At 47.5% G+C, this 15,649-nt stretch carries 13 protein-coding genes; 6 read left to right on the top strand and 7 right to left on the bottom strand.

Annotated features, from left to right (window positions below):
- Nucleotides 1–75 precede the first annotated feature (75 nt).
- From DXT99_RS13235 to DXT99_RS13220, 4 genes are all read left to right on the top strand, one after another.
- Nucleotides 76–726 carry a hypothetical protein gene (locus tag DXT99_RS13235; protein ID WP_115566042.1) on the top strand — a complete coding sequence of 217 codons (651 nt, stop codon included), beginning with the start codon at nucleotides 76–78 and terminating at the stop codon, nucleotides 724–726.
- Between the two features lie 144 nt (nucleotides 727–870).
- Nucleotides 871–1,323 (top strand): D-aminoacyl-tRNA deacylase, encoded by a 453-nt coding sequence (gene dtd / locus DXT99_RS13230; RefSeq protein WP_115566041.1) that lies wholly within the window; start codon nucleotides 871–873, stop codon nucleotides 1,321–1,323.
- A gap of 95 nt (nucleotides 1,324–1,418) precedes the next feature.
- On the top strand, nucleotides 1,419–2,333 hold the full coding sequence (locus DXT99_RS13225) for a hypothetical protein (RefSeq protein WP_147294220.1): 915 nt from the start codon (nucleotides 1,419–1,421) through the stop codon (nucleotides 2,331–2,333).
- A gap of 16 nt (nucleotides 2,334–2,349) precedes the next feature.
- Entirely contained in the window at nucleotides 2,350–2,679 is a 330-nt protein-coding gene (locus DXT99_RS13220) for a nucleotide pyrophosphohydrolase (protein WP_115566039.1), read from the top strand.
- A 182-nt stretch (nucleotides 2,680–2,861) separates the two neighbouring features.
- On the opposite strand, the gene DXT99_RS13215 is transcribed toward DXT99_RS13220, so the two are convergent.
- Nucleotides 2,862–3,581 carry a 2-phosphosulfolactate phosphatase gene (locus DXT99_RS13215; protein ID WP_115566038.1) on the bottom strand — a complete coding sequence of 240 codons (720 nt, stop codon included), beginning with the start codon at nucleotides 3,579–3,581 and terminating at the stop codon, nucleotides 2,862–2,864.
- A gap of 79 nt (nucleotides 3,582–3,660) precedes the next feature.
- Complete coding sequence (gene gcvT / locus DXT99_RS13210) at nucleotides 3,661–4,749, bottom strand: glycine cleavage system aminomethyltransferase GcvT (RefSeq protein ID WP_115566037.1); 1,089 nt, start codon at nucleotides 4,747–4,749, stop codon at nucleotides 3,661–3,663.
- Nucleotides 4,750–5,103: 354 nt separating this feature from the next.
- Here gcvT and DXT99_RS13205 point away from each other — a divergent pair, with 354 nt between their 5' ends.
- Entirely contained in the window at nucleotides 5,104–6,567 is a 1,464-nt protein-coding gene (locus DXT99_RS13205) for a sensor histidine kinase (RefSeq protein ID WP_115566036.1), read from the top strand.
- 47 nt (nucleotides 6,568–6,614) lie between these two features.
- Nucleotides 6,615–7,055 (top strand): response regulator, encoded by a 441-nt coding sequence (locus DXT99_RS13200; RefSeq protein ID WP_115566035.1) that lies wholly within the window; start codon nucleotides 6,615–6,617, stop codon nucleotides 7,053–7,055.
- A 49-nt stretch (nucleotides 7,056–7,104) separates the two neighbouring features.
- On the opposite strand, the gene DXT99_RS13195 is transcribed toward DXT99_RS13200, so the two are convergent.
- From DXT99_RS13195 to DXT99_RS13175, 5 genes are all read right to left on the bottom strand, one after another.
- Nucleotides 7,105–7,701, bottom strand: a complete 597-nt coding sequence (locus tag DXT99_RS13195) for a ribonuclease HII (RefSeq protein WP_115566034.1) — start codon at nucleotides 7,699–7,701, stop codon at nucleotides 7,105–7,107.
- Between the two features lie 155 nt (nucleotides 7,702–7,856).
- The gene (locus tag DXT99_RS13190) at nucleotides 7,857–9,437 is read right to left on the bottom strand and encodes a RagB/SusD family nutrient uptake outer membrane protein (RefSeq protein WP_246000717.1); all 1,581 of its coding nucleotides are present in this window, start codon (nucleotides 9,435–9,437) and stop codon (nucleotides 7,857–7,859) included.
- A gap of 18 nt (nucleotides 9,438–9,455) precedes the next feature.
- On the bottom strand, nucleotides 9,456–12,614 hold the full coding sequence (locus DXT99_RS13185) for a SusC/RagA family TonB-linked outer membrane protein (RefSeq protein ID WP_246000714.1): 3,159 nt from the start codon (nucleotides 12,612–12,614) through the stop codon (nucleotides 9,456–9,458).
- A 750-nt stretch (nucleotides 12,615–13,364) separates the two neighbouring features.
- A protein-coding gene (gene prfB, locus DXT99_RS13180; RefSeq protein ID WP_115566032.1) for a peptide chain release factor 2 occupies nucleotides 13,365–14,442 on the bottom strand; the annotation gives its coding sequence in 2 pieces (ribosomal slippage) (nucleotides 13,365–14,381 and nucleotides 14,383–14,442; 1,077 coding nt in all).
- A gap of 102 nt (nucleotides 14,443–14,544) precedes the next feature.
- Nucleotides 14,545–15,618: a branched-chain amino acid aminotransferase gene (locus DXT99_RS13175; RefSeq protein ID WP_115566031.1), complete on the bottom strand. Its 1,074-nt coding sequence runs from the start codon at nucleotides 15,616–15,618 to the stop codon at nucleotides 14,545–14,547.
- Nucleotides 15,619–15,649: the final 31 nt, after the last annotated feature.

Here is a 15,649-nt window from a genome sequence, read left to right as displayed (position 1 = left end):
GCTATAACTTTTGAGCGGCTACATCTCGTATGTAAGTATAGTTCTTACCTGCACCATTTTTACCATTTTGTTCACATGCTAATTCGCCGCTACAGCAGCCTCCGCTACACGTACAGCCTTTCTGTGCGCCTGATGTTGCTGTTGCTTTTTGTAAACACATTCGCCGTTGCCTGCAGCTCCGACACAGCTTCTGAAGAGGAGAACTTTGTGCCCGAAGAGCGCAGCAATGCCATTACTGACACGGCCTCTGTCCGCCGGCGCGCTCCTGCTGCGCCAGCCACGGTTAGCCTGCTCAGCAACCCTTTTGTAGCCAGCCGCAGCCAGGGCAACAGCCTGAGCACCTACATTGAGCAAATTGACGCTGATTTAACATTGGATGCGGATGCCATCGAAAACCGCCACAAGTCTGATGTAACCGATACCATTTTCACTCTCCGGTTCGGCAACTCCATGATGGAATTTTATGCTCCGAGCCAGTCTGGTGAATTACTCCTGCAGGTGGCAGACATACAGAGCCCCGACATTACCCTGCGCGACAACCTGCGTGTAGGCATGAGCCAGTCAGAACTCCTGAACAAGCTGAAAGCACAAGGCCAGGAACTGGACATTACCCAAAGCAACAACGAGATTATAGCCTCGAACCATGAAGGCGCTCCAATGTCACTGCACTTCCACCTCAAAAACGGGAAGGTAAACCGCATCCGCTACGAGGGGTATGTGGATTAATTGCTGAATGGCTTCATTGCTAAATTGTTGATTTTTGTGCTCACAGGAAATATGGTTCCTGCTGCTGCTTACTCCTTCCCAAGTTTTCATATCTCAAAATTTATAAATTGATACCTTTGCCCCTCAACGAATCTATAGTTAAGTATGCGCATTGTTATACAGCGGGTAACGCAGGCTTCGGTCGTAATTGAGAATAAGGTGAAAGGTGAAATAGGGCTTGGCCTGCTGCTGCTAGCAGGCTTTTGCGGTGACGATACGGAGGAAGACCTGAAGTGGATGGCAGGAAAAGTGGCGCAGCTACGCATTTTTGGGGATGCAGAAGGTAAAATGAACCTTAGTGTGCAGGACGTGCAGGGAGACCTACTTGTTATCAGCCAGTTTACGTTGTATGCCAGCACAAAAAAAGGTAATCGCCCCTCCTATATCAATGCTGCCCCTCCTACCCTGGCTGTTCCGCTGTACGAGCGCTTTGTAACGCTATTGGAGGCTACCCTGGGGAAAAAGGTACAGACCGGCGAGTTTGGTGCCGACATGAAAGTGTCGCTTTTAAACGATGGCCCTGTGACCATTGTGATAGACACCAAAAACAAGGAATAGTCAAAAATATCTAGTTAAAGGTCAAACATATAGCGTAATTCTATATATTTAGGGGTTTTTGCGAAATCAGTTTCATATTGCTTTACCTCCAGATTATGGTTAGCAGATTGCACGCTTGCTCATTTGCTGTATTTGCTTTGCTGTGTATTACCTTATGGCTCAGCTCTGCCACTGCTGTGCTGGCACAGCAGACAGACAGTATACAGGCACAAACTTCCCCTCCGCAGCGCTGGATTGTAGAGACCAACGATGGCTCCGTATTTCAGGGAACATATTTAGGCCAGAGTGAAGCAGGCATTCGCTTGCTAACTGAAAGCGCCGGTGAGATAACAATCCCGATGAGTGCCGTGAAGAACTTCCGGATTCTGGACGAGCGGAACTTCAGGAATGGCGTGTACTGGTTTGAAAACCCGAATGCCACCCGCTACCTTTTCTCCCCATCTGCTTATAGCCTGCGCAAAGGCGAAGCATATTACCAAAACACATATCTGGTCCTGAACTCTTTTAATTATGGAGTGACAGACAGGTTTACTATCGGGGCTGGCTTTGAACTGATATCCACATTTTCCGGGGAGCCTATCTTCTTCATCACACCTAAATATACTTTCCCTATCAGTGAGAACTGGAATGCCGGGGCTGGTGTACTTTATGCGAACGCAGCCATCGAAGATTTTTCTGGATTGGGCATTGGCTACGGCATCGTAACGTATGGCAACAGGGATAATAACGTTACCCTTGGGGTTGGCTTTGGGTATGTAGACGATGAAGTTTCCGGGGAACCTGTGATTAACCTCAGTGGCATGAAGCGGGTTGGGCGTAAAGTGGCGCTGGTAACAGAAAACTGGTTTGTACCGGCAGGTGGCTACTATGGTGTTTATTCGTACGGCTTACGCTTTATGGGTGAGAGAATCACGGTTGACTTCGCTTTCCTCAACAATCCTGATATTGCTAGCGAAGTTGTCTTTATAGGTGTGCCTTATCTTGATTTTGTGGTTAAATTTGGCAAATAGATAAGCAGATAAAAGCATGACCTTAGCCGAAGCACAAGCCATTGTAGATAAATGGATACAGGAAAACGGAGTCCGTTATTTTAACGAGCTCACCAACATGGCCATCCTTACAGAAGAAGTGGGAGAAGTAGCCCGCATTATTTCGCGGCAGTATGGCGAGCAATCCTTTAAGAAGAGCGACGAAGGCAAAAACTTAGGCGATGAACTGGCCGATGTATTGTTTGTCCTGATCTGCCTGGCAAACCAGACCGGCACTGATTTAACGGAGGCGCTGCGTAAAAACCTCGAAAAGAAAACCGCCCGCGACAGCGAGCGGCACAAAAACAATAAGAAGCTAGGGAGTTAGAAGGTTAGAAAGTTAGAGAGTTAGAGAGTTGTTTAAAACTGGGGTATTTATAAGTTCTGGCTCTTTTTACTTTAGTTTCACAAGCGAGTATGGAGACTCGCACCCACTGCACGTCACCGATTGGATACCGGCGCCAGATTCAGTGCTGTTGTAACTTTCTAACTTTTTAACCTTCTAACTTTCTAACTCTGTACGACTGCTAGGTCTATCAGTCTATCCTGGCGCCATACTGGTAGCACCTCATACAGGTTGTGCTGCAGGCAGAACTGAACATCTTCATGAATGCCTAAATTCTCGAGGCGGCGCACATGCGAGGACTGTCTCAGGAAATTGAACACATCTGTCTTGGCGGCCTGGTACAGGTGTAGCGAAGCCAAGGTGGCATCATTCTCAGAAGTAAAGTCCTGTTGCAGGCAATCCACCAGGGCGCCAGCAAAAAGGGTATCTTCAAGATTAAATTGCCCTTTCCAGCCAGCACACACCACCACCACATCTAGCTGCAGTTCTGATAGATGACGAGCTACCGTTTTCAGGTTCAGAAAAGCACCCACTATCACCTCTTCAGCAGCTTCGGACAGGCGAATGGCACGGGTACCATTGGTCGTTGTAATGGCAATAGATCGGCCATCCACGGCACCGTTCATGTAACTGAAAGGGGAATTGCCAAGGTCAAAGCCTTCTGCTTTTATGCCATTGCGTTCGGCAGCTGTCAGACAGCCCCCTCCGGAAAAAGCACGGCATTCCTCCAGCTCCATCACCGGAAAAATATCCCTGGCACCATGTGCAAAAGCGGTCACCATGGTAGAAGTAGCCCGCAGTATATCTACCGCCACTACTGCCTTTCCTTTTAAATCATATAAGTGCAGCAGCTCCGGGCTGTAACACACGTCTATACTTGCCATCTTATCTCGTTATTCATTTAACGTTACTCGTTGTTCGTTCCTCTTTTTACACAGATAACAAGCAACGAGTAACTCACAACTATTTCTTATAGAAAGGCAGCTTTACCACCTGTGCCTTCATGTCTTTATTGCGCACCCGGATGTATATCTCAGTACCTGCTTTGCTTAAGTCTTTGGTTACATAACCAAGTCCGACACCTTTACCCAACGATGGCGCCATGGTGCCCGACGTCACTTCACCCACCTTTTCTCCTGCTGCATTCACAATATCGTAGTGCGCGCGCGGGATGGCTTTTTCCAGCATCTCAAAGGCGATTAGCTTCCGTGTTACACCAGCTTCCTTCTGAGCCTTCAGGTTATCCGCGTTTGTAAAGTCTTTGTCGAACTTCGTGATCCAGCCTAAACCGGCCTCTAACGGGGAGGTCGTGTCGTTTATGTCGTTTCCGTAAAGGCAAAATCCCATTTCAAGGCGCAGCGTGTCGCGTGCGCCGAGTCCGATAGGCTTGATACCGAAATCCTTACCGGCTTCCATAATGGCATCGAATACGGCTTTGGCGTTCTCGTTCTTCACGTAAATCTCGAAACCACCTGAGCCGGTATAACCCGTTGCTGAAACGATGACATCCTGCACGCCGGCAAATTCACCTTTTTCAAAAGTATAGTATACCATGGCTGGCAGGTCAATAGACGTGAGTGACTGCAGTGCCTCGGCTGCATTTGGCCCCTGCACGGCAAACAGTGATATTTCGTCAGAGATATTCTCCAGCTCCACACCATCCGTGTTATACTTATTTACCCAAGCCCAGTCTTTCTCAATATTGGAGGCGTTTACGACCAGCATATACTCTTCCTCGCTGAAACGGTACACCAGCAAATCGTCAACAATACCGCCTTCTTCGTTCGGGAAGCAGGAATACTGCACTTTACCATCTGTTAGTTTAGAGGCATCGTTCGATGTGATACGCTGGATCAGGTCCAGGGCCTGCGGACCGCGCAGTATAAACTCACCCATGTGCGACACATCAAAGATACCAACAGCATTACGAACAGCATTATGTTCTTCTATATCAGACGAATAGCGCACAGGCATGTTGTAGCCGGCAAAAGGCACCATTTTAGCACCCAGGGCTTCGTGCACATCATTCAAAGCAATCTTCTTAAGTTCCATGCAGTGTTGTATAAGGTTCAGCGTATTTGTGTGGCAAAAATAAGTAAATTATATCCCCTTCCGAAATAAAATACCTGCCCCTACAGCAGCAGCAAGTTAGCTTTAGCCAGGGTACATTACCTAAAATTGCTGCTGCTCAGGCGTGTTCCTGTTGCATCGAATCAGCTTCTCCCATTATGCTTGTTCCTTTTCATGCCTCCCCACACCTTAGCCATATCCAGCTTATCAAGCTAATTTCGCTCTTTTTGCTGTTGCTTTGCCGCTCGCAGACTTAAAAACTTCAGAAAACAATTGTACCTTTAAATTTCAGGCATGCCATTGCATGTATTCAAGGCAAAGGAAAAGCATCCTTAGATGAAACTTTCTTATAAACTTTTCGCAGGCTTCCTACTCATCTCACTCCTTTTTACAGCGGTAGCCATTGTCAATATCAGGCTTTCAGACGCTGTAATTGAGAACACCGTGTGGGTGTCGCGGTCCCAGGTTGTAGTTCGGAACTCAGCTTCCCTGCAGCGCGACATTATTGACATGGAAACAGGCCTGCGCGGGTTTTTGTTAAATGGAAATGAAACGTTCCTCCAGCCCTACGTACAGGCAAAAAACAAGCTGCCCAGCCTTTTCCAGGAAACGAAGAAATTTATATCTGGTTTACCCGGGCAGGAAGAAAAAATGAATGAGATTATTCACCTGCAAAACCGATGGCGGAGGGTGTATGCTGAACCACTCATTGCCATGGTACGCACAGATGTGGACAAAGTAGACGATACTTTTCACCTGAGGCTGGACAGCCTTGTATTGGGAGAAAAAGCCCTGATGGACTCCATCCGTACCTCCTTCAGTGAGTTTAATGCTTACGAGTACCAGGTACGTACAGAGCGGCGTGAACGCCTGAACAATAGTATAATAAACACCAAGCAGCTCTCTACCATACTCACCATTCTATCCGTTATTCTGGGGTTAAGTTGGGCCTACTACATTACGCGTCTCATCTCGGGGCGCATCATCAAAATGGTGACGCTGGCTGAACAAGTATCGCAGGGCGATTACAAAACCCAGATAATCGACAACTCCCGCGATGAACTCAGCCAACTCTCGCACTCCCTTAACCGTATGTCGGCTACCATAGGTGAGACCTTTACCGAGCTGGACCGCAAGAACAAAGAACTCGACCAGTTTGCTTATGTGGTATCGCATGATCTGAAAGCGCCGCTACGTGGCATAGAGGTGGTTTCGCGTTGGGTAGAGGAAGACATGGGCACGCAGCTGCCTCCCAAGGTGCAGGAGTACCTTATGATGATGCGCATTCGGGTGCACCGCATGGAAAACCTGATAAACGGTATACTTGCGCTTGCCCGCATCGGCCGCACGAAACAGATAGAGGAGGAAGTGGATGTGAACATACTACTGAGTGAGGTAGTAGATATGCTCACCCCTCCTCCAGGCTTCAGGATTGAGGTACAGGATAACATGCCAATACTGTATACCATCCGTATACAGCTGCAGCAGGTGTTCAGCAACCTGATCAATAATGCTATTAAGTACCATGATAAAAGCGAGGGCCTGATAAAGGTAACCTGCCAGGAATTAGATGACTTCTACGAATTTTCTGTAGCAGACAACGGCCCGGGCATTGATCCGGATTACCATGAGCGGATTTTTGTAATTTTCCAGACGCTGCAGGAACGGGATGCGGTGGAAAGCACTGGTGTTGGTTTAACCATCGTAAAGAAGATTGTAGAATGGCAGGGAGGCACCATAGGTGTTAGGTCTCAACCCGGGCAGGGCGCTACTTTTACCTTTACATGGCCTAAAAAGTGAGATAATATTTTATTTGTTTAGATTTTTACCGGAGGCACAATTAGATAATGAGTGATAAAGCAGTTAATATCCTTTTAGTTGAAGATGACTACCTGGATATTATGAATGTAGAGCGGGAGCTAAGTAAGATAAATGTTTCCCTTCCGCTACTGGTGGCACGTAATGGCCGCGAGGCTCTGAACATGCTACGCGGAACCGAAGGTGCTGAAAAAATATCGCCTGCACCCAGCGTTATTCTCTTAGACATCAACATGCCTAAAATGAATGGACTGGAGTTTCTGGCAGAAATACGCCGCGAGCCGGAATTCAGTCACATCCCTGTCTTCATCATGACGACCTCTAACGAAGAAGTAGACCGGATGGCCGCCCAGCGCCTGAATGTAACAGGTTATATTGTAAAGCCACTTACCTTCGACAGCTTTGAGAAAAGCCATTCCTCCCTCGACAGCTTCAGCCTTTTTCTTGACCTTATAAAACTGAAGCAGTAGCCGCACCAGGACTGCCCAATCACAAGGGCCTTATGGCGGTACAACAGCTTTAGAACAGGTCTGGTTGTTTGGGCAGCAGCGTAAACGACTGCCGGTGGTGCACCGTTGCGCCATGGCGACCAATTCCATTCCGATGCAGTTTTGTAGGATAACCGGCATTCTGCTCCCAACCATAATGCGGATGATTTTCTGCCAATGCGCACATCAAATTGTCCCGGTAGGTTTTGGCTAACACCGAGGCCGCCGCAATGGAGAGGTACCTTCCATCACCTTTCACCATACAGCTGTAAGGCAACTCTTTGTAAGGCTTAAAGCGGTTTCCATCCACGAGCAGGTACTCCGGCGCTGTCTCCAACTTTTCCAGTGCCCTGTGCATCGCCAGGTACGTTGCGTTCAGAATGTTTACTTTATCTATCTCTGCCGGAGAGGCCTCTCCTATTGCCCAGGCCACGGCGTCTGCTAAAATATCTTCCCGCAGCAACTCCCGCTGTTTCTTGCTGAGCTTTTTGGAGTCGTTCAGGAGTGGGTGCCGATAATCGATAGGCAGGATAACGGCTGCTGCCACTACCGGGCCAGCCAGGCAGCCTCTTCCCACTTCATCTACTCCCGCTTCTAAAGTATAGCCACTGTGGTTTGATAAAAGCATACGTGTGAAAATCTGTGCCACAAGTATAAAAAGAAAAACCCGCCACTCAAAAGACGGCGGGTTATAAGCAACAAACGAGAGGCTTTACCACTGCCTTTCAACAAAAAGGCCTTCCGATTAAGTCGGAAGGCCTTTAAAGTTAAATTTAATTAAGACTAATATCCAGGGTTCTGCTGCGCTGCTAACGTAGGGTTCGCGTTTGTCTCAGTCACAGGAATTGGCCAGATGAAACGGTAGTCATCATAAGGAATAGCACCAACAGATACTGCACCTGCTCTCACTTCTCCACTGGCAGCCACGTAATCCGTAAACTTCAAGTTTGCAGAAGCAACTTTAGCAGGAATACCTTGCGGACCAAAAGTTCCTTCTACAGCCAGGCGGTGGATATCTTTCCAGCGTATACCTTCTGCCAAGAACTCAACACGTCTTTCATTGATGATGGCTTGCACTAGAGCATCTCCGGATAAATCAGTATACAACTGATCTGTAGATCTTCCGCGCACTGCATTCAGGAGTTCCAGCGCCTGACCATTTCCTTCTGTTCTGGCGATAGCCTCTGCCACGTTCAGCATTACCTCTGCATAACGCACAATCGGAGACCAGTCTGATTGAGTTGCTGCATCACGGTATTTGCTGGTATAGATGGCTCTGGCGGTGCTCACTGTTATATCACGGCGTGCATCGTCTTCAGGCCAGAAAGCGGCATTCCAGATAATCGGGCTGATTGCCACCAGTGCACGGCCACCAGTGCCGGCATTGTACATCTGCCCCAGCGAACCATTCACACTGGCGTTATCGTTTGCTGTATTCTCAAAAGAGAAAATAGACTCCGAGTTGCTGCTGTTATTTTCAAAAGGACCCTCAGGAGACGCTGTTAAGCTGTACCCGCCAATTGGGCTCACAAAGGGAGCTGATTCAGGCACTAGTTTACGGCCTTCTGTTATTACGCCAGCCCAGTCGCGTTTGTGCAGCAGCACACGTGTTTTAAGCGCGATGGCGGCACCCTGTGTAGCTCTTGAAATTTTGTTAGAGCGTGTGTCAGGCAGGTTCTCTTCTGCGAAATCCAAATCCTGCAGCAGCAGATCGTAGCTTTCTTTCACTGTATTACGCCCCGCTTGAGATGCTTCTTCAACACGTGCAGGCGAGTTAACAGCCATTGTTCTGTAAGGCACACCCAGGTGTGATGCATCTGGTGTATGGTTGTAAGGGCGTGCAAAGTGTACCAGAAGCTCATGATGCGACAAAGCACGTAAGAAGCGGGCCTCAGCCTCGTACTGTTGCGCTACTTCTGCTGTGATTACGTTAGAGGCAACTGCGTTCTGCAGTCCCTCTATCACCACGTTTGCCTGGTTAATTACGCCGTACAAGGTCTCGAAGTGGTACAGGTTGTTGGCAGAGGCCGCATTATAGGTAGACTCATACGTGATGGCATAGAAGGCCTCCAGGTTCAGCATGTCCTCTCCACGGTTGTCTCCCTGCTCCACATGCGCAGCACCAAAAGGATAGCCACGCACAGCACCACCAGCAAAGAAGCCACTTTGTGCCGCATCGTAAATGCCCACCACCGCAAGGTTAATACGCTCTGGTGTAGTAAAAGCAGTTTCTTCTGAAAGCGCGTTGAAGGGAGTTAGCTCCAACACGTCATCTTCGCATGAAGTAAGCAGCATCGACATGCACATTGCCGGTGCTATGAGCGCTAACTTCAGTTTATGTTTTAAGAAATATCTATTTTTCATTGTCAGATAATTTAATAATTAAAATCCAAGATTTACACCCACAGTAGCTATACGCTGCTGCGGCTGGCCGTTCCAATCAACACCAAGGTTGCTGTTAGTACCAGAAATGTTGGTATAGGTCTCAGGATCCAGGCCAGAGTATTTCGTAAATACAAGGGCATTCTGTAACTGAGCATACACTCTGAGGCGGTTAATTTTGGCACGCTGCGTAAGCGCTGTAGGCAGGGTGTAACCTAAAGTTAAGTTGCTTAGCTTTAAGAAGTCGCCACTCTCTACGAAACGGGTAGAGGATTCACTTACACGGTTGATAAAGTTACTGTAAGCGGCACCGGCTGCTAGTTTCGGAGTCTCGCCATCACCTGGGTTCTCCGGGCTCTGCCATCTGTTCAGTATCTCTGCGCCGTTGTTCTCGAAAGCCATCGTTAACAGGTCCTGGCGCGTACGGTTCATAATCTTGTTGCCACCAGAGAAGCGGAAGAACACGTTCAGGTCAAAGTTGCCATACTTGAAGTTGTTATCGAAACCACCAAACCACTTCGGAAGCGTTGTACCAAGAATTTGCTTATCAGCAGTAGTTAAAGTAGATCTGTCACCAAACACTTCCGGATTAGCCGGGTCGTATCCGTAGTATACACCGGCTACTATTGCTGGTGCTCCGGTTGCAGGGTTTGCAGGCACACCCGTAATATTGCCCTGCACTAAGGAACCATCTGCCTTACGATAAATAGGGTTACCGTTTGCCATGTTCACACCCTCATAGTTGTAACCATAAATGGCATTGATAGACTCGCCTTCGCGGTGGATGGTGTATTCAAACACAATGTCCTGTCCCTCCACAAGTTCCTTAATCTCGTTGCGCTGCGTAGAGAAGTTCAGGTTGGAGTTCCAGCTGAAGTTAGAAGTGCTTAAAACAGTACCGGAGATAGCAAACTCAAGACCATCGTTTACAATACGGCCAATGTTTCTGCTGATGCTGTTTCCTGGCACTCCCAGAGAAGGAGGCGTTGGCGCATTCAGTACAATATCAGAGTTGTCTTTTTTCCAGTAGGCCATTTCCAGGTTAAGGCGGCCGTTAAACAAGCCAAAATCTAAACCTATATCAGAGATTTTCTGAGCTTCCCATCTCAGATCAGGGTTAGCCGTGTTGCTGTAAGAGATACCGTTCTGAGAACCGTATTGTGCTGAGCCGAATGTGCCTAAATAAGGGTAGTTACCAGAGATATCCACGTTACCTACTTCAGCGTAGCTACCTCTCAGTCTCAGGTCGCTAAGTATGGTGGAGAAAGCAGAGTTTTTGTAGAATTCTTCTTCAGAGATTCTCCATGCAGCAGACACGCCCGGGAAATATCCCCAACGGTTATCAGCAGGAAGCTTAGACAAACCATCCGCACGGATTGAACCACCGATATAATACTTACCCGCATAGTTGTAGTTAAAGCGAGCCAGGTAAGAAGCAAGGCCGTTTTCACCGATACCACCAAAAGCAAACTGGTTAGCAAAGGCACCGCTCACAAGGTTTTCGCGGAAGAAACGGTCGGCAAGGCCAGTTCCCTGTGCCTGGAAGAAACGGTTTCTTGTTTTAGTGTATTCCTGCACTAAAGTTGCATCAATGCTGTGCACCTCGCCCAGTTGCTTGTTATAGCTCAGGATGTTCTGCAGGTTCCAACGGTTGATTGGCGTGTAAGCCTGAGAAAGCGTACCGTTAGATCCCTGGCCATCACCGTGACGTGGATCGTTGTACAGGAAGTCTTCGGTCATGCTTAAGTCAGCGCCGAGCAAAGTTTTGAAGCGCAGGTTATCAATTATTTTAAAGTCCAGGTAAGCATTTCCGAGACCACGGTAGCTGGTAGATCTGCGCAGGTTGTTATCCAGTACAAAACGAATGTTCGGGATACCGTTGGCGATAGTGGCGGTGTTTGGTCCGCGGCCCAGCGAGCGTGGGTTTACCTCATCAATGTTATATCCGGTCGGGTGCTCCGGATCATATACCGGCACGTTAGGGTGCATACGGATAACACTGAACATATTACCAGACAAGCTGTTAGAGCCAGTTAAAGGGCCTTCGTTGATCTGGTTGGACAAGCCTGCCTGAATACCGAAATCCAGCCAGTCCGTAACCTTTGTTGTCATGTTCGTACGCACCGTGTAACGCTTCAGGTTGTTGGCGCGTCCGATACCTTCCTGATCAGTGTAACCCAGAGAGAAGTAATAAGTGTTTCTGTCAGTACCGCCGCTCGCTGAGAAGGCGTGGCTTTGCTGCAGGGCAGTACGGAATACTTCTTTGTTCCAGTCTGTGTCAGACTCTCCTAAATTTGCCGGCTCAGTCTGTCCGATGTTTCTGTATTTCTCATTGGTAATTTCAACAAACTCTGCTGCATTCAGCAGGTCGTGCAGTTCAATTGCCTTGGCAGTACCAGCCCATCCATCGTAAGAGAATTTAGCCTGACCTGCTTTACCGCGCTTTGTAGTAACCAGTATAACACCGTTTGATGCACGGGAACCGTACACAGCCGTAGCAGCACCATCCTTCAAAATTTCAAAAGACTCGATGTCGTTCGGGTTGATGTCGGCAAGAGCGTTCGCAGGCGTAAAACCACCCAGGTTTCCAGTAATAGCAGGCACACCATCAATTACAATAAGTGGCTGTGTGCTGGAAGAAATGGAGTTTACACCACGGATGTTGATTTTCGGAGGGGCTCCCAGAATACCTGATGGCTGCGTGATCTGCACACCAGAGGCACGACCGGCTAACTGCTGGTCAAAGCTCGGAGTAGCTAAATTGGCTATCTCCTCTCCTGTTACCTGGGCAATAGAGCTGGTTACATCTCTTTTCAGCTGCGTACCGTATCCAACTACCACAACCTCCTCCAGTTGCTTGTTGTCTATTGCCAGCGATACATCAATTGTACTGTTGTTGTCAACAGACCGCTCCACTGTCTGGTATCCAATGTACCTGAACACGAGTGTGTTTGAGCCTTCAGGAACGTTTACTGTAAAACCGCCATTTGGGCCTGTGGCCGTTCCTACACTTGTACCTTTTACGATTACCGCTACACCGGGTAGCCCTTGTGATGTGGCCTGGTCGGTTACCGTTCCAGACACCGTTCTGCTCTGTGCATACGCTTGTTGTAGAAGCGTGAGCACAAAAACAAAACTCATGAGTAACAATTTTCTCATTTGTTGTTAGTAGTTAGATTAAGTTAATTGAGTTTGGTTTATTGTAATATTTAAGCAATACATTTCCAGTAGCACTTTGCAGGTGCTTTATTCATGATAGTCAGGAAGTATAAAACACCTGGCAGTACTAAGTCTTTCTCAAATTTTATTGAAGCTTTTTCAGCTACGGGCCTTACAACAGATACAGTAAACTAACACAGGGATTGGAGTTGGATTAGGGTACAATGAATCATCTGCTATTTTTTTCTCGCCGTACGCTAATGTTTATTATCGTTTCCCAATATTATGTATTAACAAATACAAAAACAATAGCGGCAAAAAAAAATAAATTTGTCATTAAACGCACTAGTTTATTGATGTCACAACAAAAACAACCTACATCCCTTGTTATATTCACTGATAAATATATCTCTTTTCTGAGCAATCACTTACCAATCCCAGTAAATTGTATTTATTCGTTAATAACTAGGTCATATTTTTATCAAAATGAAATATATCATGATGAGTTTTTCATAAAAATAGACCTATCAGTGGATGATTTATAAGCGTTTGTATATAATAAAAAAAACACCCCTTCTTCCTGTTATACTTTCTCCGGGAATAAGACCTTGGCAACACTGTTACCTTAAAATATTACCTACAATTGCAGCTGGGTGGGGGCTAATGATTCTCCTAAATACATAGCAGACATAAACAGAAAAAGGCACCATATCCGGTGCCTTTTTCTGTTTATGCTATACTACGAATGGCTTACGCCTGCATTAAATATGCTTTAATATACTCATCCAGGTCTCCGTCCAGCACGTTCTGCACATCACTACGCTCTACACCCGTCCGAATGTCTTTGATGAGCTTGTAAGGGTGCAGCACATAATTCCGGATTTGCGAGCCGAAATCGATGCGCTTTTTGGTGCTCTCGATGCGGTCACGCTCCTCGTTTCGCTTTTCTATCTCTATCTGGTACAGCCGGGACTTCAGCATGCGCAGCGCGTGCTCTTTGTTCATAAGTTGGGAGCGTTCAATCTGGCACTCAATCACAATGCCCGATGGCTTGTGCTTCAGGCGCACGGCTGTCTCTACCTTGTTCACGTTCTGGCCACCGGCACCGCCCGATCGGAAAGTATCCCATTCAATATCACTCGGGTTGATCTCGATATTGATGGTGTCGTCTACTACCGGGTAAGAAAATACCGAGGCGAACGAAGTATGGCGGCGGCCACCGGAGTCAAACGGTGAGATGCGCACCAAACGGTGTACCCCTATTTCAGATTTCAGGTAACCGTAGGCAAAGTCGCCGGTTATTTCTAAGGTAGCGGACTTTATACCGGCACCGTCGCCCGGATTATAGTTGATTTGCTTCACACCGAATTTATGAGACTCCGCCCACATGATGTACATGCGCATCAACATCTCGGCCCAGTCCTGGCTTTCTGTACCGCCGGCACCCGGGTTAATTTCGATGATGGCATTCAACTGGTCTTCCTCGCTGCTCAGCATGCGCTTGAACTCAAGACCCTCTACTGCTTCAGTCGCTTTTTTAAACTCCTGCTTAATATCCTCTTCCGAAACGTCTCCCTCTTTGTAAAAATCAAACAGCACCTCAAAGTCGGAGATCGCTTTCTCTACCTCCTCATAATGGTCTGTCCATACTTTTATCGATTTGATTTCTTTAAGGACTTTCTCCGCAGCTTTTGGATCGTCCCAGAAATCAGGCGCAGTGGTTTGCTTTTCTGTTTCTTCTATTTGTTGTCTCTTGGTATCGTAGTCAAAGATACCTCCTCAAGGCCTCAACTCTGGCCTTTAATTCCTTAACCTGTTCAGTTGTCATGGATTATAGTTTATAAAAATGTATGAAATCGTTTAAAAGGCAAAATGCTGCAGTATAAACCATAGCAGCCTATACTCCAGCATTTTGTGCATATGTTATGCTTTACAGGCTGATTTTATGCACCCAATTGTGTGTATCCGGTGCCTGGCCTGTTCTTACTTTATCTAACTCTGCAGCTACCCTGTTAGAGATTTCACGTCCCTCCACAGGAGGCAGCTCATAATCCTGCCCGTTATGATGGATCAGGGAAATCTGCGAAATTATAGCTGCTGTTCCCGTTCCGAAGGCTTCTGAAAGTTTGCCGTTTTTCTGCGCCTCAATGACTTCGTCAACAGCAATACGACGCTCTTCTACCGTATAGCCGAGATCTTTTGCCACCTGCAGCACACTGTCGCGGGTAACACCGTGCAGAATACTGGTGCTCAGGCTCGGGGTTACCAGCACACCATCTATCACAAACATCACGTTCATGGTACCTGATTCCTCTATGTATTTGTGCTCCTTGGCATCAGTCCAGATAAGCTGGTCGTAGCCTTTCTCCTGCATTTTACGGGATGGCAGCAGTGCCGCCGCATAGTTACCTGCCGCTTTGGCATAACCCGCCCCACCTTCTGCTGAACGCACATAATGAGGCTCCACCGCTACCTTCACCGGCTTATCGTAGTACTTGCCTACCGGGCACGTGATGATCAGGAAACGGTACGTTAGCGACGGCCGCACTCCAATATAATCGTCTGTGGCAAACATCAGCGGACGAATATACAGAGAACTTCCCTCCTTTGAAGGCACCCATTCTGCATCTGTGCGCAACAACTGGCTAAGGCCCTGCATGAAAAGCTCCTCCGGCAACTCCGGCATGCACAAACGCTCTGCTGAAGTGTTCAGGCGCTTATGATTGGCCAGGGGTCTGAAAAGAAGAAGGTCACCATTTTGGTCACGGTACGCTTTCATCCCCTCAAAAAGAGCCTGGCCATAGTGCAGGGAAGAAGTAGCAGGGCTCAGCGACATGTTACCGTAGGGCAGCACCTGTGGGTTTTGCCATGCGCCGTCTTTATAATCCACCACAAACATGTGGTCGGAGAAAGTCTTCCCGAACTGAAGATTGTCAAAATCCACCTGCGAAATGCGTGATTGCTGCACACGCTCTGTAGGTATAGTTAGAGTATCAACTGACATATAGTTAGATTTATGCTTAAATTTATTCAGA

This window comes from Pontibacter diazotrophicus, from assembly GCF_003367245.1.
GTDB lineage: Bacteria > Bacteroidota > Bacteroidia > Cytophagales > Hymenobacteraceae > Pontibacter > Pontibacter diazotrophicus.
The sequence above is the reverse complement of the archived record's forward strand: the minus strand, read 5'-3'. Positions and strand labels throughout refer to the sequence as shown.